Below are 20,449 nucleotides of genomic sequence, written 5' to 3'. Positions count from 1 at the left end.
GCATGATCTGCAATAAATCCGCCAAATTCAATGCATAACTGGCGGGACATTCAGCGTGGTTACACGAGGTTTTCGCTGATTTCTGGTCATGCGATTTTTGCATGATAGATCAGCCAGGGATGGGCTGGTTTTGTTGCGATGCAGCAATACATATGCACCATCCAGTAGACAGCACTGTGACCGGCACAACGGCAGATTATGAGGAGAACGAACATGACCACCATCACCTATGGCCGCGAGACCATCCGCAATGGCGGTTTCAGCATGGGCGCGGGCCTGCTTGGCCGCGTCAGGACCTATCTGGCCCGCAGCCGCGCCGAGCGTCAGCTGGGCGAACTCGATGACCGCTTGCTGGCCGACATCGGCCTCAAGCGCGCCGAGATCTCCAGGGTCGTGTGGGGAGCCTAGCCGCTCCCCCCGGCCCGCTGAAACATCAGCGTCGCCCACTCGCCGCGGCAGATGCGGCCCCTGAGGATGAGCCCGCGAGAGCGGTAGACGGCGGCGATCCAGCGCATCTGGTCCAGTGTCAGTCCTGACAGGATGAGTTCGCCGCCTGGGGCGAGGGCGCGCGCAAGCCCCGTGGACAGCGCCACCAGCGGGCGCGCCAGGATGTTGGCGAAGATCAGGTCATAGGGGCCGTCCGCGGCGATGCGCGGATTGGCAAGCCCCGCCGCCACGAAACTGATGACCGATCCCCTGGCCCCGTTGAGGGCCGCGTTGCCGCGCGTCACCCGCACTGCTTCCGGATCGATGTCGGTGGCGGTGACCCTTGTTCCGGCGCCCCGCGCCGCGGCGATGGCGAGAACACCGGTGCCGCAGCCAAGATCGAGGATCCGTTTCGGCCGCCGCCGCTTCAGCATGCGGTCCAGCGCCAGCAGGCAGCCCGCGGTGGTGCCGTGATGCCCGGTTCCGAAGGCGGTGCCGGCGTCAATCTCCAGCGCGATGCCGCCCGCCCTGCGGCGATCGCGGTCATGCGAGCCATGGAGAAAGAAGCGCCCCGCACTCACCGGAGAAAGCCCGTCCAGCGACTGGCGCACCCAGTCCCGCTCCGGCACGGGAGCGATCATGCCGGCGGCGAGCCCGTCGAAGCTGAGCGCCTCCGCCGCTTCTTCGGCGGAGGCGAAATAGAGCACGATTTCCCAGAGCGGCTCCGGTGAACTGATTTCGTTGATGGTGATGGCCAGCGGCTCAAACAGCGGGTTGGCTTCGAGCCGCGCGACCAGCGCGTCGGCGGCCTCGAAGCGGGCGGCGGGAACGGTGAGGGTGAAACGCGCTTCGGTCAAGACAGCAAGCCTTATTCCGCCGCCGCCAGGCCTTCGTCCTCGATCAGGAAGCCGCCGGACTGGCGCTGCCACAGCGCCGCGTAGAGGCCGCCCTTGTCGAGCAGCTCACGGTGGGTTCCCTGTTCGACGATCACGCCCTTGTCCATGATCACCAGGCGGTCCATGGCGGCGATGGTGGACAGCCGGTGAGCGACCGCGATCACCGTCTTTCCCTCCATCAGCGCATAGAGGTTTTCCTGAATGGCCTGCTCGACCTCGGAATCGAGCGCGCTCGTCGCTTCGTCCAGCACCAGGACCGGCGCGTTCTTGAGCAGCACGCGCGCGATGGCGATGCGCTGGCGCTGGCCGCCGGAGAGTTTCACGCCGCGTTCGCCGACATGCGCCTCGTAGCCGCGCCGGCCCTTGGGGTCGATCAGCGTTGCGATGAACTCGTCGGCATGCGCCTTGCGGGCCGCTGTTTCGATGTCCGCCATGCTGGCGTCTGGCTTGCCGTAGCGGATATTGTCGATGACCGAGCGATGCAACAGCGAGGTATCCTGGGTGACGACGCCGATGGCGGCGCGGAGCGAATCCTGGGTCACATGAGCGATGTCCTGCCCGTCGATCAGGATGCGGCCCTGTTCGGTGTCATAGAAGCGCAGGAGCAGGCTGGTGAGGGTCGATTTGCCGGCGCCTGAGCGCCCCACGAGGCCCACTTTCTCGCCGGGTGCGATGTCGAGCGACAGGTGATCGAGCACCGGGCGTTCCCTGGCGACCAGCGGCTTGCCGTAGTTGAAGGTGACGTCCTCGAATTTGATCGCGCCTTTGGTCACCGCCAGCGGCCTGGCGCCGGGCGCGTCCGTGATGGCCCGCTCGCGCGCGATGGTCTCGATGCCGTCCTGGATGACGCCGATATCCTCGAACAGGGCCGCGACCTCCCAGATGATCCATTGTGACATGCCCTGCATGCGCAGCGTTAGACCCACCGCGAAGGCGATGGCACCCGTTGTGATCGAGCCCTGATGCCAGAGCCACACCGAGGTGGCGCCCATGGCAAAGATCAGAAAGCCTGACAATATCTGCAGGGTCGTCGTCAGCAGGGTGGACATGCGCATGGAGCGGTGGACCGCTCCAAGCATCCACTCCATGCCTTCGCGGGCATAGACATCCTCGCGGTCGGCATGCGCGAAGAGCTTTACAGTGGGAATGTTGGTGTAGCTATCAACGATACGGCCAGTCACCAGCGAGCGCAGGTCGGCCTGTTCCGCCGAGAGCTTGCCCAGCTTCGGAATGAAGTACCAGCCGGCCGCCACAAAGCCGGTGAGCCAGACGAGCAGCGGCGCCACCAGCCAGCGGTCGGCAGAGGCCACCAGCAGCAGCGCACCGAGGAAATAGATCACCACATAGACGAGAACCTCGGTGAGCCGCAGCACCGCGTCGCGCACGCCAAGTGCGGTCTGCATCACCTTCGTCGCCACCCGGCCAGCGAAATCATTGGCGAAGAAATCCATGCTCTGGCGCAGCACATAGCGGTGCGCCACCCAGCGGATGCGCATGGCGTAATTGCCACGCAGACCCTGGTGTACAATGGCCTCGCCAAGGAAGTTGAGCAGCGGCAAGGCCAGCAGCGCGATGCCGCCCATCAGCATCATGGTGTTGCCGTGCTCCTGCCAGAAGGTCGCGCGGTTCGCGCTCGTCAGCAGATCGACGAGATCGCCGAGAAAGGCGAAAAGATAGACTTCGAGCAGGGCGATCGCCGCCGACAGCAGCGTCGAGACCATGATCAGCTTCCAGAACGGCCGGGTGTAATGCCAGCAAAAGGCGGCAAACCCCTGCGGCGGCATTGGAGGCCGTTCAGGCGGAAACGGGTCGACCAGCGACTCGAGCCAGGTGAAAAAGCGGTTGATCAAGGAACGGACTCCGGAATGCGCGGCTTATAGTCCCGCCAGACCGTGGCGGAAAGGGGCCATCGCACCATTTCACGGGCCCATGTGTGTGGCGCCCTTCTGCGGTCGTGGGCAGGGTGATATGGCAGTCCCATGACGTCCTCCCGGCTGATCCCGCTCATCATTGCTTCCGCGCTGTTCATGGAAAACATGGACTCGACGGTGATCGCCACCTCGCTTCCGGCCATCGCAAAGGATCTCGGCACCGACCCGATCGTGCTGAAACTGGCTTTCACCACCTATCTGCTGAGCCTTACCGTGTTCATTCCGGTGAGCGGCTGGATGGCGGACCGCTTCGGCGCCCGGCATGTGTTCCGGGCGGCGATCGCCGTGTTCACCCTGGGGTCGATTGCCTGCGGCCTCGCCACCTCGCTGGGCGAACTGGTCGCCGCGCGCGGGCTGCAGGGGGTGGGCGGCGCCATGATGGTTCCGGTCGGGCGTATCATTCTGTTGCGCAGCGTGCCGAAATCGGAACTGGTGGATGCGCTCGCCTGGCTCACCATTCCGGCTCTGATCGGCCCGCTGGTCGGCCCGCCGGTGGGCGGTTTCATCACCGATCATTTCGGCTGGCGCTGGGTGTTCTGGATGAATGTGCCGTTCGGCATCGCCGCCATCATCCTGGCCACCGCGCTGATGCCCGATATCCGGGTGGAGCGCGTGCCGCCGCTCGACGGGCGCGGTTTCTTCCTGTCGGGAATAGGCCTGTCCTGCTTCATTTTCGGCCTCACGGTGATGGGCCGGGGCTTGCTGCCAGGCTGGACGCCAACCTTGCTCATGCTGATCGGAGCCGTGTTCATCGGCTTCTATCTGCGCCACGCACGCGATACGGCGGAGCCGATCCTCGACCTCCGCCTGACGCGGATTGAAACCTTCCGCGCCGGGCTTGTGGGCGGCAGCCTGTTCCGCATCGGGGTCGGCGCGGTGCCGTTCCTGCTGCCGCTGATGTTCCAGCTCGCCTATGGCATGAGCGCGTTCCAGTCCGGCCTGATCACCTTCATGGCGGCGGCCGGCGCCATCGCGATGAAGCTCGGCGCGGCGCGGCTGATCCGCCGTTATGGCTTCCGGACGCTGCTTCTGGCGAATGGCGTGCTGGCCAGCGTGTCGATCGCCGTCATGGGTTTTCTGTCAGCCTCAACGCCCTATGTGCTGGCGGTGGCGCTGCTGTTCGTGGGTGGCTTCCTGCGCTCCCTGCAGTTCACCGCGCTCAACGCCATGGCCTATTCCGACATCGACCACGCCCAGACCAGCCACGCGACCAGCCTCTATACCGTGGCGCAGCAACTGTCGCTGTCGCTTGGCGTGGTGCTGGCGGCTTTCGTGCTGGAAGCCGCCCAATGGCTGCGCGCCGAGGACACCCTGACGCCCGCCGATTTCACCATCGCCTTCACGGTTGTGGCGCTCTGTTCGCTTGCCGCGGTGTTCCAATATGCCGCGCTGTCTCCCCAGGCCGGGGCGAGCGTCAGCGGCAAGAAGGCGTGACGGACCACCCTATGGTCCTCTCCCGCAAGCGGGAGAAGACATGAGGGCTCTAGGCCGCGCCCTTGTCGCCCATGAGCTGCTTCAGTTCGCCGGACTGGAACATCTCCATCATGATGTCCGCGCCGCCGACGAATTCGCCCTTCACATAGAGCTGCGGAATGGTGGGCCAGTTGGTGTAGTCCTTGATGCCCTGGCGCAGCTCGTTGGAGTCGAGCACGTTGATGCCTTTGAAGGGCACGCCGAGGTGCTGGAGAATCTGCACCGAGCGCCCCGAGAAGCCGCACATCGGCATGTCCGGCGTGCCTTTCATGAACAGCACCACATCGTTGCTCTTCACTTCATTGTCGATCCACTGGTTGATGTCGGTCATGTTCATTCCTCCGGCGTGCTGGTTTGAAGTGCGAGGGCATGGAGTTCGCCGCCCATGCGGCCCTTGAGCGCGGCATAGACCATCTGGTGCTGCTGCACCCGCGATTTGCCCTTGAAGGCGGCGGACACCACATTGGCGGAATAGTGGTCGCCGTCGCCCGCCAGATCGCGGATCGTCACCACGGCATCGGGCAACGCCTCCCTGATGAAGCGTTCGATGTCGGCGGCGGACATGGCCATGTCGTCGTTCCCCCTCAGAGTTCGCCCGCCATGAAGGCCGGGAACCAGCCCTCATGCGCGGATCGCAATTCGCCCAGAGATATAGACGGGCCATCCCCGATCTTCAATGTGGCCGCCTGGCTGACGCTGCCGATGCGTTCCGCCGGCACCCCGGCGGCCCGGAGGTCAGCGCAGATCGCCTCCGCCTTGTCCCCGGCCGCCGTCACCAGGTAGCGCGCCTGGTCCTCGCCGAACAATTGCGCGTGGGTCATCGCCATGAGGCTGGCGCCCAGCCCGGAGGCCAGCGCCATCTCGATCGCGGCGACGATCAGGCCGCCGTCGGAAACATCGTGGACGGCGCTTAAGGTTCCCGCACGGATGAGCTTGCGCACCTCATCGCCATGGCGCTTCTCGGCGGCGAGGTCGACGGGCGGCGGCGCGCCGTCCTCGCGGCCCAGCACGTCACGCAGATAGATCGACTGGCCCAGATGGCCGCCAGGACCGCCCACCAGGATGATCGCCTCGCCCGCCGCCTTGAACGCGATGGTCGCCATGCGGGTCAAGTCCGGGATGAGGCCGATGCCGCCGATCGCCGGGGTCGGCAGGATCGCCTGGCCGTTGGTCTCGTTGTAGAGCGAGACATTGCCCGAGACGATCGGGAAATCGAGCGCCGTGCACGCCGCCGACAGGCCCTGAACGGCGCGCACGAACTGGCCCATGATCTCGGGCCGCTCAGGGTTGCCGAAATTGAGATTGTCGGTGATGGCGATGGGATCGGCGCCCACCGCGGTGAGGTTGCGCCAGCATTCGGCCACCGCCTGCTTGCCGCCCTCGAACGGGTCCGCCTCGACATAGCGCGGCGTGACGTCGGTCGAAACGGCGATGGCCTTGTTGCCCCTGATCCGCACCACGCCCGCGTCACCGCCCGGGATCTGCGCGGTGTTGGCGCCGATCAGGCTGTCATATTGCTCCCACACCCAGCGCCGCGAGCACATGTCGGGCGCGCCCACGATTTTCAGGATCGCCGCCCGCAGGTCGTCCGGGGGCGGGACATCGCTCAGCACCGGCTGCTTTGCGGGTTCCACCCAGGGGCGATCATATTCCGGCGCCTGGTCGGCCATCTGCTTGATCGGCAGGTCGGCCATCACCTCGCCCTGGTGCCTGATCACGAAGCGCAGCGTATCCGTGGTCTTGCCGACGATGGCGAAGTCGAGGTCCCATTTGCGGAAGATGGCCGCGGCCTCTTTCTCGCGGGCCGGGTCGAGCACCATCAGCATGCGCTCCTGGCTTTCCGAGAGCTTCATCTCATAGGCGGTCATGCCGTCTTCGCGGCAGGGTACGCGATCGAGGTCGAGTTCGATGCCGAGATCGCCCTTGGCGCCCATTTCGACGGCAGACGAGGTGAGGCCCGCCGCCCCCATGTCCTGGATGGCGATGACCGCGCCGGACGCCATCAATTCGAGGCAGGCTTCGAGCAGGCATTTCTCGGTGAACGGGTCACCCACCTGCACGGTGGGGCGCTTTTCCTCGGCTTTGCCATCGAACTCGGCCGACGCCATGGTGGCGCCGTGGATGCCGTCGCGCCCCGTCTTGGCGCCGAGATAGACCACCGGCAGGCCCACGCCCCTGGCCTTGGAATAGAAGATCGAATCGGCGCGCGCCAGGCCCACCGCCATGGCGTTGACCAGGATGTTGCCATTGTAGCGCGGGTGGAAATTCACCTCGCCGCCGATGGTCGGCACGCCGAAGGAATTGCCATAGCCGCCGATGCCGTGGACCACGCCCGACACAATGTGCCGCGTCTTGGGGTGGGTGGGCGCCCCGAAGCGCAGCGCGTTCATCGCCGCGATGGGCCTGGCGCCCATGGTGAAGACGTCACGCAAGATGCCGCCGACGCCCGTCGCGGCGCCCTGATAGGGCTCGATGAAGGAGGGGTGGTTGTGACTCTCCATCTTGAACACGATGGCATCGCCATCGCCGATGTCGATCACGCCCGCATTCTCACCCGGACCCTGGATCACCCGGGGTCCTTTGGTGGGCATGGTCTTCAGCCACTTCTTGGATGACTTGTAGGAGCAGTGCTCGTTCCACATGGCCGAGCAGATGCCGAGTTCGGTGAGCGTCGGCTCGCGGCCGATGAGCTTCACGAAGCGCGCGTATTCTTCAGGCTTGAGCCCGTGGCTCTTGACGAGCTCCGGGGTGATCTTGATGTCGTTCGGCAGGGTCATAAGGCGAGGCTTAGCCGCTCAGACCGTGAATCTCAAATGCTGACGCGCCGCCCCGGGGAAGGGGCGGCGCGCAGACGGGAAAAGCCTAATCAAACGAATCGCTTGGCGCGACCGGTTAATTCGCCGCTTCAATGGCCGCCGAGAGGTCGCGGTATTCCGCGCATGCCGTGCCGCAGCTCTTGGCGATGGCCGCCAGTTCCGCCATGGCCAGATCGATTCTGCCTGCCGCAATATAGCCTTCGCCGAGATATTCGCGGGCCAGGTTGAAGTTGGGATCGATCTCCAGGGCCTTGCGGTAATAGGTGATGCCGATTTCGAGGCGGCCGGCCTTGCGGTGGCTGTAGCCGGTGTAGTTCAGCACCCGTGGGTCCTGCTGGTTCTGCGCCACGGCCAGCACGGCGATGGCCCAGTCATAGTGACCCTGTTTGGCGAGCGCGCGGCCCTGCTGGTAAAGGTCCTCGTCGGTCAGCACCCCGGAGGTGGCCTTGACGCATTTCTTCTTGGTCTTGTTCCACACTTCGCCCTTCTTGCACTTCTGGTTGGCGGGCGAGGAACTGGTATCGTTATCGCTTCCGCCCCCGGCCGCATAGGCAGCGGTCGAAGCGGCAAGCAGGCCTGCGAAAAGCATTGCGAAGAATTTCAGCATTTCATCCTCCATACATCTGAGCTTTTATACGGCCCGACCGGTCCTCCGGACGCCTCCAGCGCGAAGTTTTTGATCAGCCGTCATCCTCCGGCGTCCAGCGGTAGATCCAGGCCAGCCGGCTCAAGGCGAAGCCGGGGCCGGCGGTTTTCAACACAAGGTTGCGCGCCGATGCCTTGATCCCGCTGGCGTGGTAGGCGCTTTTCATAGCGCGGGATTGTGCCTGAATGCGGGCAGTCCGGGGCTTTCGCCGCCGCTCGTAAGATGCGAAGGCCTGTCCGAGGTCCGTTGTCCGGCGCATTTCATCGCCCAGCACCACGGCGTCTTCGAGCGCCATCATGGCGCCCTGGGCCAGGAAGGGCAGGGTGGCGTGGGCGGCATCCCCCAGGAGCACCGTGTGGCCCGATGACCAGCCTTTGAGTGGCGGCAGGTCTGCCCCCGCCCAGCGCCGCCAGGATGGGGCCCTGGCAAGCAGGTCCGCGAGGGCGGGGCAAGCATCCGCGAGGTGTCCGCGCACCTCCTCGCCCGTGGCGGGGCTCTGCCAGCCGCCGTCTTGTGCCGCGCCGTCGATGGCCACCACGATGTTGAGGTGCCGCCAATTGCTGACCGGGTAATGGACAACATGAGCCCCGGGGCAAAGCCACAGCGTGACGCAATCCGGGATGGTTTCGGGTGGCAGTTGCGACAGCGGCAGCAGGCTGCGGTAGAGCGCCACGCCACGCAATTGCGGCTCGACGGCTCCACAAACGCCAGACCGCAACGCGGACCTGATGCCGTCGGCGGCGATCACCGCCGCCCCCGCGATGTCCTGGCCGTCCGCCAGCCGGAAGCCCTTGTCCGTCAGGCCATGCACCGCCAGTCCCGTGGCGAGCTCAATTCCCGGCTGCTGGCGCGCCGCCGTCAGCAACCCGGCCAGCAGATCGGCGCGGTGGCAGACGCGGTAGGGCGCGCCGAAGCTTTGCTCAAACGGCTTTCCCAGCCGGATGCGCTGCAGCAAGGCGCCTGACACACCGTCCCGCATATGGATTTCGGACGGGATGACACAACTCGCCTCGACGTGCTCCCAGGCGCCCAGCGCCAGCAGCGCGCGCACGCCATTGGGCGACATCTGCAGGCCCGCGCCCACCTCGGCGAACGCCATTGCCTGCTCGAACAGCCGCACGTGTTTCCCCGGCCGCGCCAGGCTGAGCGCGGCGGCAAGGCCGGCGATGCCGCCGCCGGCTACCAGCAGGGGAAGTTCCTTCATGGAGACCGATCCTAACCCATTTCCCGCCGCCCGGTGATGTGGCGCATTGAGCCTTGCTCTCGCCACAGCTTGCGCCTATTCAGCGGGCAGTTTCGAACGGGCATTGCCATGGGCTTCATTTCCGACTCGCTCAACCGTATCCAGCCATCCGCCACGATCGCCATTTCCAACAAGGCCATGCAGCTCAAGGCCGAGGGCCGCGATGTGATCGGCCTTGCGGCGGGAGAGCCGGATTTCGATACGCCGCGCAACATCAAGGATGCCGCGATTCGCGCCATCGAAGCGGGCAAGACCAAATATACGGCAGTCGACGGCATCCCTGAGCTCAAGAAGGCGATCTGCGACAAATTCAGGCGCGAGAACGGGCTCGATTACAAGCCCGCGCAGGTGTCGGTCGGAAGCGGCGGCAAGCAGGTGCTGTTCAACGCCCTGTTGGCCACCGTCAATCCGGGCGATGAGGTGATCGTGCCAACACCCTATTGGGTGAGCTATCCGGACATCGTGATGCTGGCGGGCGGCACCCCGGTGTTCGTCGCTGGCAGCCTGGCGCATGGCTTCAAGCTGCAAGCCGCCGACCTCGAGAAGGCGATTACGCCGCGCACCAAATGGCTGATCCTCAATTCGCCGTCCAACCCCTCGGGTGCTGCCTATTCTGAGGCCGAACTCAAGGCGCTCACCGATGTGCTGCTCCGGCATCCGCATGTCTGGGTGCTGACCGACGACATGTATGAGCATCTGGTCTACGACGATTTCCGGTTCACCACGCCCGCCCAGGTGGAGCCCCGGCTCTATGAACGCACGCTCACGATGAACGGCGTGTCCAAGTCCTATTGCATGACCGGCTGGCGCATCGGCTATGCCGCCGGGCCCGAGATGCTGATCAAGGCGATGGCCAAGCTGCAGTCGCAGTCAACGTCCAACCCGTCATCGATCTCGCAATGGGCGGCGGTCGAGGCGCTCAACGGCCCGCAGGATTTCATCGCCGCCAATAACAAGGTGTTCAAGCAGCGCCGTGACCTCGTGGTGGCCATGCTGAACCAGGCACGGGGCATCACCTGCCCGGTGCCGGAGGGCGCCTTCTACGTCTATCCGTCCTGCCAGGGCGTGATCGGCAAGACCGCGCCGTCCGGCAACCCGATCCGCACCGACGAGGACTTCGTCACGGAGCTTCTTGCCGCCGAGGGCGTGGCGGCGGTGCATGGCGCGGCCTTCGGCATGTCGCCGTTCTTCCGCATTTCCTACGCCACCGCCACCGAAGTGCTGGAAGATGCCTGCAAGCGCATCCAGCGGTTTTGCGGCAATCTCCGCTGAGGTTTTCTGATGAACACATATGATGCATCCGTTCCGGTCTTCATCCACTTCCTCAAGTCGCTGTCGGCGATCCTGCGCAAGGCCGAGGCCCATTGTGCCGCGCGGAAGATCGACCCGGCGGTGATGCTGGGCCTCAGGCTTTCGCCCGACATGTTCCCGCTGACCAGGCAGGTGCAGATCGCCTCCGATGCCGCCAAGGGTGCGGGGGCGCGGCTCGCCGGTATGCCGGTTCCAGGCTTTCCCGATGAGGAGAAAACCTTTGATGAGTTGCAAGAACGTATTCACAAGACCACAGGTTTTCTCGACACGCTCGATGCAAAGCTTTTCGCTGGCGCGGAAACCCGGCCAATCTCGCTGAAGGCCGGCGGACGAGACCTGAATTTTTCGGGGGGCGCCTATCTCGAAACATGGGCCAAGCCCAACTTCTTCTTTCACGTGACCACCGCCTATGCCATTCTCCGGCATGCGGGAGTCGAGCTGGGTAAATCAGATTTCCTGGCTGGCGGACAATAACAGGCCGCAATGGCGCACCGGATAGGCTGGTCTCCGCCAAACACGTTTTTTGACTGACCAAGAAGGAACCAACAATATGAAACGACTAGCAGGAACGCTCGCGGCGCTTGCTCTGATGGCTTTGCCGGCCATGGCAAGTTCCGGTGTGAAGGTGGGCATGCTCACCTGTGACGTGTCAGCCGGCGTCGGCCTGATCCTGGGCGGATCGCAGGGCGCCAGCTGCGTGTTCGAAGGGCCGAATGGCGCGGAAAACTATGAGGGCCGTATTTCCAAGGTCGGCATCGACATCGGGGTAACGGATGCCGCTGTCATGTCCTGGGCAGTGATCGCCGCCGGCAATCTTGCGCCTGGCGCCTTGTCTGGCAACTATGTGGGCGCCACGGCCGATGCGGCCATCGCCGTTGGCCTGGGCGCCAATGTGCTGGTTGGCGGGTCTGGCAGCTCCATCGCCCTGCAGCCGGTCAGCGTCGAAGGCCAGACCGGCCTGAACATCGCGGCCGGTCTTGCCGAATTCAAGCTCAGATTCATGCCCTGACGAGAACTGGCGGCGCGAGGGGCCCCGCGGCGGTCCCCCGTTCGTCTCCACCACATGTTTGCCAACAAGAACTTCCATCAACAGGAGACTTTCGAATGAAGAAACTCGCACTCGCCGCCTTGCTGGCGCTGGGCCTTGCAACGGCGCCGGCGCTCGCCAAGGACAACCGCGGCGTCAAAATCGGCGTACTTAGCTGCGATGTCGCGGCCGGGGTTGGCGTGATCATCGCCTCATCGCGGGCTGTCGACTGCACCTTCGAGCGCTCCGTCGGCGGCAAGAATGAGCGCTACAAGGGCACCATTGACCGGCTTGGCATCGATATCGGCGTGACCGGTAAGGCGGTCATGGCCTGGGTGGTGTTCGCGCCGGGCAAGCTCAAGCGCGGCGCCCTCGCCGGGTCCTATGCCGGGATTTCGGCGGAGGCGTCCGTTGCCATTGGCGTCGGCGCCAACGCGCTGCTTGGCGGCTCCAACAAGTCAATCGCGCTGCAGCCGCTCAGCGTCCAGGCGCAGACCGGCCTCAATGTGGCGGCCGGGGTGGCGGCACTTCGCCTCAAATATGTGAAGTAACGGTTTCTTTCGGGCAATCGCCGGAGCCCGGCCACCGGCCGGGCTCCGCACCGGTTGCCACCGAAGCTTGCGCAGCGATGAATTGCAACGAGCGCATCGATGTTCCAGTCTTGGAAATGCTGTGCGGCGGTCGCGCGTGGCTTTGGAATTTCGTTACCTCAGGCCCAGAGGGTAGTGGTCTGGCAGCAGAATCTGGCGTAAGCGGGCAGCAGAGGGGCACATTCGCGAAGAACCGCTCCCTTTGGTGTTGAGGTGCGTTGTACGCGTTGTTGTTCTTGCAAATTTGCCCCGCCCGGCGGAATACGGTTGATGTCTGTATGGGAACCATCCTCATGACCTGCGCTATGTCGGCAGTGCGCTTTCCCAGGCTTCGCGCCATGCTGGTGAGCCTGGCCTGGACGGTCATTGTCGTTCTGTTTGCCAGCCACGCGCCTGCGGCGATCGCTTCCGAACGGACGTTGCTGTTGCCGGGGGACGCGTCCCCCAAGGCCAAGACGGCGGGTTTGTCAGGGCTGCGCGCGGCGGCCAAGACGTCCGGCAAGGTAAAAGTCATCGTGGGCTTGCGCGTACCCTTCGCGGCGGAGGGGCGTCTGCGGCCGGAAACGGTGCGTTCGCAGCGGCGCGAGATCGCCACGGCCGTGTCCACGGTCAAGGCGCGGTTCCAGAAAGCCGTCCAGCGCAACCCCAAGGCGTTCCGGTCGTTCAACAGCATTCCGTTTGTGGTCATGGAGGTGACGCAGGAGGAGCTTGACCGCCTGGCGTCCGACGTCAATGTCATCTCGGTTTCCGAAAACCAATTGCTGAAGCCGTTCCTGGCGGAGTCGAGCCCGTTGGTTGGCGCGGACAAGGCATGGCAAGCTGGCTTCTCCGGCCTCGGCCAGACCATCGCCATTATCGACACCGGTGTCGACAAGAACCACCCATTCCTCGCGGGTAAGGTTGTTTCTGAAGCGTGCTATTCCCAGAACGGAGGCTGCCCCGGCGGCGTCACTGTCTCGACGGCCGCCGGATCCGGCATGCCGTGCACGCACAGCGATTGCTATCATGGAACCCATGTCGCGGGCATCGCCGCCGGTCTGGGCTCCGGCTTTTTCGGCGTCGCGCGCAATGCAAGCCTGATCGCCATTCAGGTTTTCAGCAACGTTAACGGAGATCTGGGCGCTTATGACGCCGATCTCCTCGCCGCTCTCGACCGTGTCTATGCGCTGCGCAACGACTTCAAGATCGCGGCGGTCAACCTGAGCCTGGGCGGAGAGGCATACAGTTCGGTCTGCGACACCGCCAAACCCGCCTACCAGGCCGCCATCAACAATCTGGCGAGCGCCGGGATTGCAACAATTGCCGCGAGCGGCAATAGTTATTATACGTCAGCAATTTCCGCACCCGCGTGTATCTCGACGGCGGTAAGCGTCGGCGCGGTTTCCGACGCCGCCTGGGGAACCTGCAACGGCCAGTCCGCGCTGGCGGACAAGGTTGCCTGCTATTCCAACTCGGCTAGCTATCTGTCGCTTCTGGCGCCCGGCTCACTGATCCGCTCGTCGGCGCCGAATAATGTGTTCATGAACCTCCACGGCACCTCGATGGCAACCCCGCATGTGGCGGGGGCCTGGGCGGTCATAAGGCAGAAGGCGCCGAACGCGTCGATCGCTCAGATTCTCGCGGCGCTGCAAAGCACCGGCCAGCCGGTGACCGACTACCGGAACGGAATCGTCAAGAAACGCATCAACGTCAAGGCGGCACTCGACTCGTTTGCTGATCCTGACGAAAAGTTCGCGCTCCAGTACAACAGGCTGGAAGCCGGCGGCGGCACGGTGAGCTTTGCGCCGGCCGGCACTTTTGCGGCTTGCACAGACAGTTGCTCAAACAGCTTCAGCAAGGGCGTCAGCGTCGTGTTGACGGCGGTGGCCAGCGAGAACGCCTCATTTACGGGATGGTCCGGCGCCTGCACGGGCACCGGGACCTGCACGGTGGTCATGTCGCAAGCGCTTACCGTCAGCGCCAGTTTCACTCTCAAGCCGGCCGAGACCGCCAACCTGCCGCAGGCGCTGCAGTTCACCAAGCAGGGCGCGGGCAATGGGGTGGTCTCGTTCACGCCGGCCGGTACGCAGCAGTCCTGTGCGGCTTCCTGCGCGAATGAGTATCCCACCGGCACCGCGGTGACGCTGACGGCTGCCGCGGCGCAGGGATCGATCTTCGAGGGCTGGTCGGGGGCGTGCAGCGGACCCGGGTCCTGTACGCTGACCATGGCGCAGGCCGCTGCCGTCAGCGCGAGTTTTGCGGTCAAGGGGCCGGACCCGGCCCCGGCCCCGGTGGCGCCCACAGTGGCCCTCGAATATACAAGGCTGGGACCGGGCCAGGGCTCTGTCAGCTTCTCGCCGGCGGGCACGCTGGCGGCGTGCAGCGAAAGCTGTTCCAACAGCTATCCATCCGGGGCCAGCGTCACGGTGACGGCCGCTGCCTCGCCGGGCTCGGCTTTCCTCGAATGGTCCGGCGCCTGCCGCGGTACCGGGGTCTGCCAGATTGCCATGTCGCAGTCCCAGCCGGTTTCAGCGAGGTTCATCGCGGCCTCTGACAAGGTGCTGAGCTACACCAAGCTGGGTGCCGGGTCTGGCAACGTGTCATTTTCGTCGCCGGCGGGGGTTACCGCGTGCGGCGACAGCTGCCTGAACAGCCATCCCGCGAACGCGCGCGTGACGCTGCGGGCCCAGCCTGTCTATGGCTCGGCTTTCGCTGGCTGGTCCGGCGCTTGCAAAAACCGGACAAGAAGCTGCGTGGTGAGAATGCGGGACGCTGTATCGGTCACCGCCAGGTTCGAGATACTGCCTCTTCATGCGATCAACATCGCGCTCGCCGGCAGCGGTTCGGGGAGCGTGACCATCACCGCCCCGGACGGAGCCAAGCTCTGCACCTCGAATTGCAGCGAGTCTTTTCCCAGCGGCACCCGGGTGAAGCTGACGCCGAACGCATCGCCCGGCATGGCTTTTGCGGGCTGGGGAGGCGCCTGCAAGAATGCAAGGAATGCCTGCAACGTAACCATGGGATCGGTACGGTCAGTGACCGCCAGATTCAAACCCCTTTAGCGGTGCAGCCCCGGCAGCTTCGTCCGGACCGGTTGGGGACGCCGTTCTTGCAGCAGGACATTGTTCTTGGGGGCAGATGAACACCGGCAACAATGCCCGATTGACGTGCTCTGAAACCATAACCGGCGCTGTTTCTATCAGGCCGGATGGTGGACCAGTGTAGCGCGGCGGACGTGGTGCGCGCCTTCGTCACCACAGAAACTGTCAACCCAGATTGACAATTCAAACTGTCAGATTTACTGTTCGTCTATGTCCGCCCGTGCTTCGACAGGAACCGTGGTGCCGCCAGGGCTAGGCTGGCTGGCGATCGCCCGCCTGGGCCTCGTCCAGGCCGCGCTGGGCGCCATCGTGGTGCTCACCACCTCCACGCTGAATCGGGTAATGGTCGTCGAGCTGGCGCTGCCCGCCATGCTGCCAGGTCTGCTGGTGGCCTGGCACTATGCGCTGCAGGTGCTGCGCCCACGCTGGGGCCATGGCACCGATGGTGGAAGGCGGCGCACGCCCTGGATCATCGCCGGCATGGCGGCTCTGGCGCTGGGCGGGCTGGGCGCGGCTCTCTCCGTCCATCTGATGACCTCGCATGTTGTGGCCGGGATCGCGGGGGCCGTTCTGTCCTTCACGCTGATCGGCGGCGGGGTGGGCGCGGCGGGAACGTCGCTGCTGGTGCTGATTGCCAGCGAAGTGGCGGAGGAACGGCGCGCCCCGGCCGCCACCATGGTGTGGATCACCATGATCATCGGTTTCATCGTCACCGCCGGGCTCGCCAGCCACTTCCTGCATCCGTTCTCGACCTGGCGGCTGGTGATGGTCGCTGCCGCGATCTGCGGCGCGGCCTTCCTGCTCACAGTCCTTGCGGTCTGGGGTGTCGAACGCGGCCAAGCGGCGCCGGCAGGCCCGCCGGCGGCGAAACCGCCGTTCCGCGCCGTGCTGGCCGAGGTCTGGGCCGACCCCGTGGCGCGCGGCTTCGCGGTGTTCATCTTCGTATCGATGCTGGCCTACAGCGCGCAGGACCTCATCCTCGAGCCCTTCGCGGGCCTTGTCTTCGGCCTGACCCCGGCCGAGACCACCGCCATGTCGGGGCTGCAGAATTCCGGTGTGCTGCTCGGCATGCTGCTGGTCGGAGGCGCGTCAGCGCTGCTCCCGTCGCTGCTGAGCCTGCGCGGCTGGGCGGTGCTGGGCTGCCTCGGATCCGCGCTGGCCCTGATCGGACTCGTCGCCGCCGCCAGGGTGGGGCCTGGCTGGCCGCTGCAGCCCACCGTGTTCGCCTTGGGCTTCTGCAACGGCGTGTTCGCGGTGGCGGCGATCGGCGCGATGTTCGGCATGGCCAGGGCCGGCGCCTCGCGCGAGGGCGTGCGCATGGGCCTGTTCGGCGCTTCCCAGGCCATCGCCTTCGGCATCGGCGGCTTTGCCGGAACCGTGCTCGCTGACGTGGCCGGCTGGCTCTCGGGCTCGCCGGCCGTGGCCTATGCCGCGGTGTTCGCGGTCGAGGCGGCGCTGTTTGTGGCGGCGGCGGCGCTGGCGGTTGCCGCGGTGCGCGGACGGGAAATCAATCAACAGGCCAACCCGCTGGTGCTGGCGGCGCGGCAACAGGCAGGCGGGAGCTGACCGGATGCAGAGCAATATCATTCACGATCTCGTTGTGGTGGGCGGCGGCCCGGCGGGTGCAACCGCCGCCGACGATGCGGCGCGGGCCGGGCTCGATGTCGTGCTGCTGGACCGCGCCGGGCGCATCAAGCCCTGTGGCGGCGCCATTCCGCCGCGCTGCGTGCGCGACTTCGAAATCCCCTCGGAACTGCTCGTCACCCGGGTGTTCTCGGCGCGGATCGTCTCGCCGTCCGACCGCAAGGTCGACATGCCGATCCCCAATTCCTATGTCGGCATGGTTGACCGCGAGCATTTCGACGAGTGGCTGAGGAACCGCGCCGCGGAGAACGGCGCCCGCCGGGTGACCGGCGCCTATGAGAAATTCGCGCGCGACGGCTATGGCACGGCGGAGATCCACTACCGCGACAAGGACGGCGAACCCGCCACGCTGCGCGCCCGCTGCGTGATCGCCGCCGATGGCGCCATCTCGAAACTGGCGCGCGACACGGTGCGCGGCGCCGAGCGCATGCCCTATGTGTTCGCCTATCACGAGATCATCCGCTCGCCGGAAGGCGAGACGCCAGGCTTCGGGCCGGACCGCTGCGATGTCTATTACCGCGGGACACTGTCTCCCGATTTCTATGCCTGGGTGTTTCCGCATGGCGCCACCACCAGCGTTGGCACCGGCAGCGCCAATAAGGGCTTTTCGCTCAAGGGCTCGGTCGCTGAACTGCGCCGTGTGGCCGGCCTCAACGGCGAAACCATCCGGCGCGAGGGCGCGCCCATACCGCTGAAGCCCCTGAAGCGCTGGGACAATGGCCGTGACGTGGTGCTGGCCGGCGATGCCGCCGGCGTCGTCGCCCCGGCGTCGGGCGAAGGCATCTATTACGCCATGCTGGGTGGAAGGCTGGCGGCCGATGCCGCCATCGCCTTCCTCAAGACCGGCGATGCCCGCCAGCTCGCCACCGCCCGCAAGCGCTTCATGAAGGAGCATGGCCGGGTGTTCTGGGTGCTCGGCATCATGCAGTATTTCTGGTACAGCAGCGACAAGCGCCGCGAGAGCTTCGTCAAGATGTGCGCGGACGAGGACGTGCAGCGCCTCACATGGGAATCCTACACCAACAAGAAACTCGTGCGGAAAAGCCCGATGGCGCATGTGCGCATCTTCATGAAGGACATGGCGCACCTGCTCGGCATCGCCCGCCCGACGTAAGGCTGCGGGCTGCGGAGACGACAAGAGAAACCGCTGCCTCCCGTGAGAGCGCCGAGCGCAGTGAAGCCTAGGTTTTGAGTGCCGCGCGGCGGATGTCGGAGAGGCTGCGGGCGGGCGTGATCGCCTCGGGGTCGATGAGGCAATGGATGATCGCCGGCTTGCCGCTGGCCCTGGCCCGCGCCAGGGCGGGGGCGAATTGGGCGGTGGCCGTGACCGTTTCGCCATGGCCGCCATAGGCCCGGGCAAGCGCCGCGAAATCCGGGTTTTTCAACTCGGTGGCGGAGACGCGGCCGGGATACTCCCGCTCCTGATGCATGCGGATGGTGCCATACATGCCATTGTCGACCACCACCACGATGACGGGAAGGTCATATTGAATAGCGGTGGCGAATTCCTGCCCGTTCATCAGAAAGCAGCCATCGCCCGCGAAGGCGATCACCGCGCGGCCCGGCGCCAGCGCCTTGGCCGCCACCGCCGCCGGAACGCCATAGCCCATGGTGCCGGAGGTTGGCGCCAGCTGCGTGCCGAAACCACGGAACGGCCAGAAGCGGTGCACCCAGGTGGCGTAGTTGCCGGCCCCGTTGCAATAGATGGTATCGGCCGGCATCACGTCTCTGAGATGCGCCATTACACCGGCCATCTGCAGGGCGCCCGGCGTTGCAATTTTCGCCGGATCGCTCCACGCGAGATAATCGGCATGCGCCGCCGCCGCCCCGCCCGCCCAGGCCACGGCATTGGGCTTGGGCAGCGCCGCCGCGGCGGCCGCGAAGGCATGGGGTGTGGCAAGAATGCCGAGCCCGGTGCGGTAGACTTTGTTCAGCTCCTCCGCCCCCGGATGCACGTGAATGAGTTTTTCGCCATCGCCCGGAATGGCGAGCAGCGTGTAGCTCTGTGACGGCATCTCGGAGAGGCGGCCGCCCACCAGCAACAGAAGGTCGGCGTCCTTGATGCGCTCGAGCAGCATGGGGTTCGGGCCGATGCCGAGATCGCCGGCGAAATTGGGGTGGTCAGCCGGAAACAGCATCTGGCGGCGGAACGTCACCGCCACCGGCAGGCTGTAGGCCTCCGCGAAACGGGCCAGATCGGCAACGCCTTGCGCCGTCCAGCCGGAACCGCCGGCCAGCACGACGGGCCGCTCCGCCGCCAGCAGGCGGCGGCGCAGCTCTTCCATGTCCGCGGGGCCGGGGTGCATCACGGCGGGCGAAACCGGCGGCGCGTCCGCCACCTCCGTCATCTCGGTGAGCATATCCTCGGGCAGCGCCACCACCACGGGGCCGGGCCGTCCCTGCATGGCCACATGGAAGGCGCGGCTCACCAGCTCGGGGATGCGCTCGGCGCGGTCGATCTCGACCACCCATTTGGCGATGCTGCCGAACACCGCCTTGTAATCGAGCTCCTGGAAGGCCTCGCGGTCCTTCATGTCACGCGCCACCTGGCCCACGAACATGATGAGCGGCGTCGAATCCTGGGAAGCGACATGGATGCCGCCGGACGCATTGGTGGCCCCGGGACCGCGCGTCACCATCACGATGCCGGGGCGCCCCGTCATCTTGCCCGCGGCTTCCGCCATATAGGCCGCACCGCCTTCCTGGCGGCACACGATGGCGCTGATCCCGGAGTCATGGAGCGCATCGAGCACCGCGAGATAGCTTTCGCCCGGCACGCAGAACACATGGTCCGTGCCATGGGCCTTCAGCTGATCGACGAGGATCTGTCCGCCGCTGCGGCTGGTCATCGGTTGCTCCGCAGCAATCTGGCGCGGGTTTCCGACACCGCGTTGGCATGGCCGTCAAAGCCCTCATAGGTGGCAATCACCTCGGCGTGCCGGGCGAGCTCCGGATAGGCCTTGGCCGTGACATAGGCGACCGAGGTGCGCTTCATGAAGTCATGAACGGTGAGCGGCGAGCCGGTCTTCGCCCAGCCGCTGGTTGGCAGCACGTGGTTGACGCCGATCGTGAAGTTGCCGAGCGTCGGCGGCGTGTGGCGGCCGAGCAGGATCTCGCCCGCGTGTTCAAGGCGGCCAAGATATTGGAACGGCTCGTCGGCATGAACGCCCAGATGCTCCGGCGCATAATCATTGCAGAAGGCGATGGCCTCGGCCTCGTCGCGGGCCAGCACGATGCCGCCCTTCGGCCCGCCCAGCACGGTGGTGGACGAGCCGGCGCGCTGGGCGCCCTTCTGCGTCCAGACGGCGGGGCTCGCCTGCGTCGCGGCCTCGGCCACCTGGCGGCTCCAGGTGACGAGAAAGGCCG

General features: G+C 65.6%; 18 protein-coding genes. 9 read left to right on the top strand and 9 right to left on the bottom strand.

The genetic code is table 11. From position 1 onward, the window contains the following. The first annotated feature begins 213 nt into the window (after window positions 1-213). The gene (locus tag ACKOED_RS06885) at window positions 214-408 is read left to right on the top strand and encodes a DUF1127 domain-containing protein (protein WP_408915844.1); all 195 of its coding nucleotides are present in this window, start codon (window positions 214-216) and stop codon (window positions 406-408) included. Here the strand turns inward: ACKOED_RS06885 and ACKOED_RS06880 are convergent. Together ACKOED_RS06880 and ACKOED_RS06875 are read right to left on the bottom strand one after the other, a co-directional pair. After that, entirely contained in the window at window positions 405-1,283 is an 879-nt protein-coding gene (locus tag ACKOED_RS06880; protein ID WP_408915843.1) for a 50S ribosomal protein L11 methyltransferase, read from the bottom strand. The two genes, ACKOED_RS06885 and ACKOED_RS06880, sit on opposite strands and share 4 nt — an antisense overlap. Before the next feature lie 11 nt (window positions 1,284-1,294). Continuing rightward, window positions 1,295-3,106: an ABC transporter ATP-binding protein gene (locus tag ACKOED_RS06875; RefSeq protein WP_408915857.1), complete on the bottom strand. Its 1,812-nt coding sequence runs from the start codon at window positions 3,104-3,106 to the stop codon at window positions 1,295-1,297. A gap of 195 nt (window positions 3,107-3,301) precedes the next feature. Between ACKOED_RS06875 and ACKOED_RS06870 the strand changes: the two genes are divergently transcribed. Next, window positions 3,302-4,687 (top strand): MFS transporter, encoded by a 1,386-nt coding sequence (locus ACKOED_RS06870; RefSeq protein WP_408915842.1) that lies wholly within the window; start codon window positions 3,302-3,304, stop codon window positions 4,685-4,687. 49 nt (window positions 4,688-4,736) lie between these two features. Here ACKOED_RS06870 and grxD read toward each other — a convergent pair whose 3' ends face one another. The 5 genes from grxD to ACKOED_RS06845 form a co-directional block, all read right to left on the bottom strand. Further along, on the bottom strand, window positions 4,737-5,057 hold the full coding sequence (grxD, locus tag ACKOED_RS06865) for a Grx4 family monothiol glutaredoxin (RefSeq protein ID WP_408915841.1): 321 nt from the start codon (window positions 5,055-5,057) through the stop codon (window positions 4,737-4,739). 2 nt (window positions 5,058-5,059) lie between these two features. Then, window positions 5,060-5,296 (bottom strand): BolA family protein, encoded by a 237-nt coding sequence (locus ACKOED_RS06860; RefSeq protein ID WP_408915840.1) that lies wholly within the window; start codon window positions 5,294-5,296, stop codon window positions 5,060-5,062. 14 nt (window positions 5,297-5,310) lie between these two features. Then, window positions 5,311-7,503 carry a phosphoribosylformylglycinamidine synthase subunit PurL gene (gene purL / locus ACKOED_RS06855; protein ID WP_408915839.1) on the bottom strand — a complete coding sequence of 731 codons (2,193 nt, stop codon included), beginning with the start codon at window positions 7,501-7,503 and terminating at the stop codon, window positions 5,311-5,313. A gap of 115 nt (window positions 7,504-7,618) precedes the next feature. Beyond that, window positions 7,619-8,149: a tetratricopeptide repeat protein gene (locus tag ACKOED_RS06850; RefSeq protein ID WP_408915838.1), complete on the bottom strand. Its 531-nt coding sequence runs from the start codon at window positions 8,147-8,149 to the stop codon at window positions 7,619-7,621. 73 nt (window positions 8,150-8,222) lie between these two features. Next, a complete protein-coding gene (locus ACKOED_RS06845) occupies window positions 8,223-9,392 on the bottom strand; it encodes an FAD-dependent monooxygenase (protein WP_408915837.1) in 1,170 nt (389 codons plus the stop codon). Window positions 9,393-9,500: 108 nt separating this feature from the next. Between ACKOED_RS06845 and ACKOED_RS06840 the strand changes: the two genes are divergently transcribed. The 7 genes from ACKOED_RS06840 (at window position 9,501) to ACKOED_RS06810 (ending at window position 18,197) form a co-directional block, all read left to right on the top strand. Continuing rightward, window positions 9,501-10,703: a pyridoxal phosphate-dependent aminotransferase gene (locus ACKOED_RS06840; RefSeq protein WP_408915836.1), complete on the top strand. Its 1,203-nt coding sequence runs from the start codon at window positions 9,501-9,503 to the stop codon at window positions 10,701-10,703. A 9-nt stretch (window positions 10,704-10,712) separates the two neighbouring features. After that, window positions 10,713-11,216: a DUF1993 family protein gene (locus tag ACKOED_RS06835; RefSeq protein ID WP_408915835.1), complete on the top strand. Its 504-nt coding sequence runs from the start codon at window positions 10,713-10,715 to the stop codon at window positions 11,214-11,216. 76 nt (window positions 11,217-11,292) lie between these two features. Beyond that, window positions 11,293-11,751 carry a DUF992 domain-containing protein gene (locus ACKOED_RS06830; protein WP_408915834.1) on the top strand — a complete coding sequence of 153 codons (459 nt, stop codon included), beginning with the start codon at window positions 11,293-11,295 and terminating at the stop codon, window positions 11,749-11,751. A gap of 95 nt (window positions 11,752-11,846) precedes the next feature. Continuing rightward, the gene (locus ACKOED_RS06825) at window positions 11,847-12,320 is read left to right on the top strand and encodes a DUF992 domain-containing protein (protein ID WP_408915833.1); all 474 of its coding nucleotides are present in this window, start codon (window positions 11,847-11,849) and stop codon (window positions 12,318-12,320) included. A gap of 332 nt (window positions 12,321-12,652) precedes the next feature. Next, a complete protein-coding gene (locus tag ACKOED_RS06820; RefSeq protein WP_408915832.1) occupies window positions 12,653-15,400 on the top strand; it encodes a S8 family peptidase in 2,748 nt (915 codons plus the stop codon). Between the two features lie 249 nt (window positions 15,401-15,649). Then, entirely contained in the window at window positions 15,650-17,005 is a 1,356-nt protein-coding gene (locus ACKOED_RS06815) for a BCD family MFS transporter (protein ID WP_408915831.1), read from the top strand. A gap of 4 nt (window positions 17,006-17,009) precedes the next feature. Next, window positions 17,010-18,197 (top strand): geranylgeranyl diphosphate reductase, encoded by a 1,188-nt coding sequence (locus tag ACKOED_RS06810; protein WP_408915830.1) that lies wholly within the window; start codon window positions 17,010-17,012, stop codon window positions 18,195-18,197. Window positions 18,198-18,264: 67 nt separating this feature from the next. Here the strand turns inward: ACKOED_RS06810 and ACKOED_RS06805 are convergent, their stop codons facing one another. Further along, entirely contained in the window at window positions 18,265-19,932 is a 1,668-nt protein-coding gene (locus ACKOED_RS06805; RefSeq protein WP_408915829.1) for a thiamine pyrophosphate-binding protein, read from the bottom strand. Beyond that, a partial coding sequence (locus tag ACKOED_RS06800; protein WP_408915828.1) for a histidinol dehydrogenase occupies window positions 19,929-20,449 on the bottom strand: 521 nt, incomplete at its 5' end. The genes ACKOED_RS06800 and ACKOED_RS06805, both read right to left, overlap by 4 nt.

It is taken from the genome of Aestuariivirga sp. (assembly GCF_046093005.1).
GTDB lineage: Bacteria > Pseudomonadota > Alphaproteobacteria > Rhizobiales > Aestuariivirgaceae > Aestuariivirga.
This window is presented reverse-complemented; position numbering and strand designations above follow the sequence as displayed.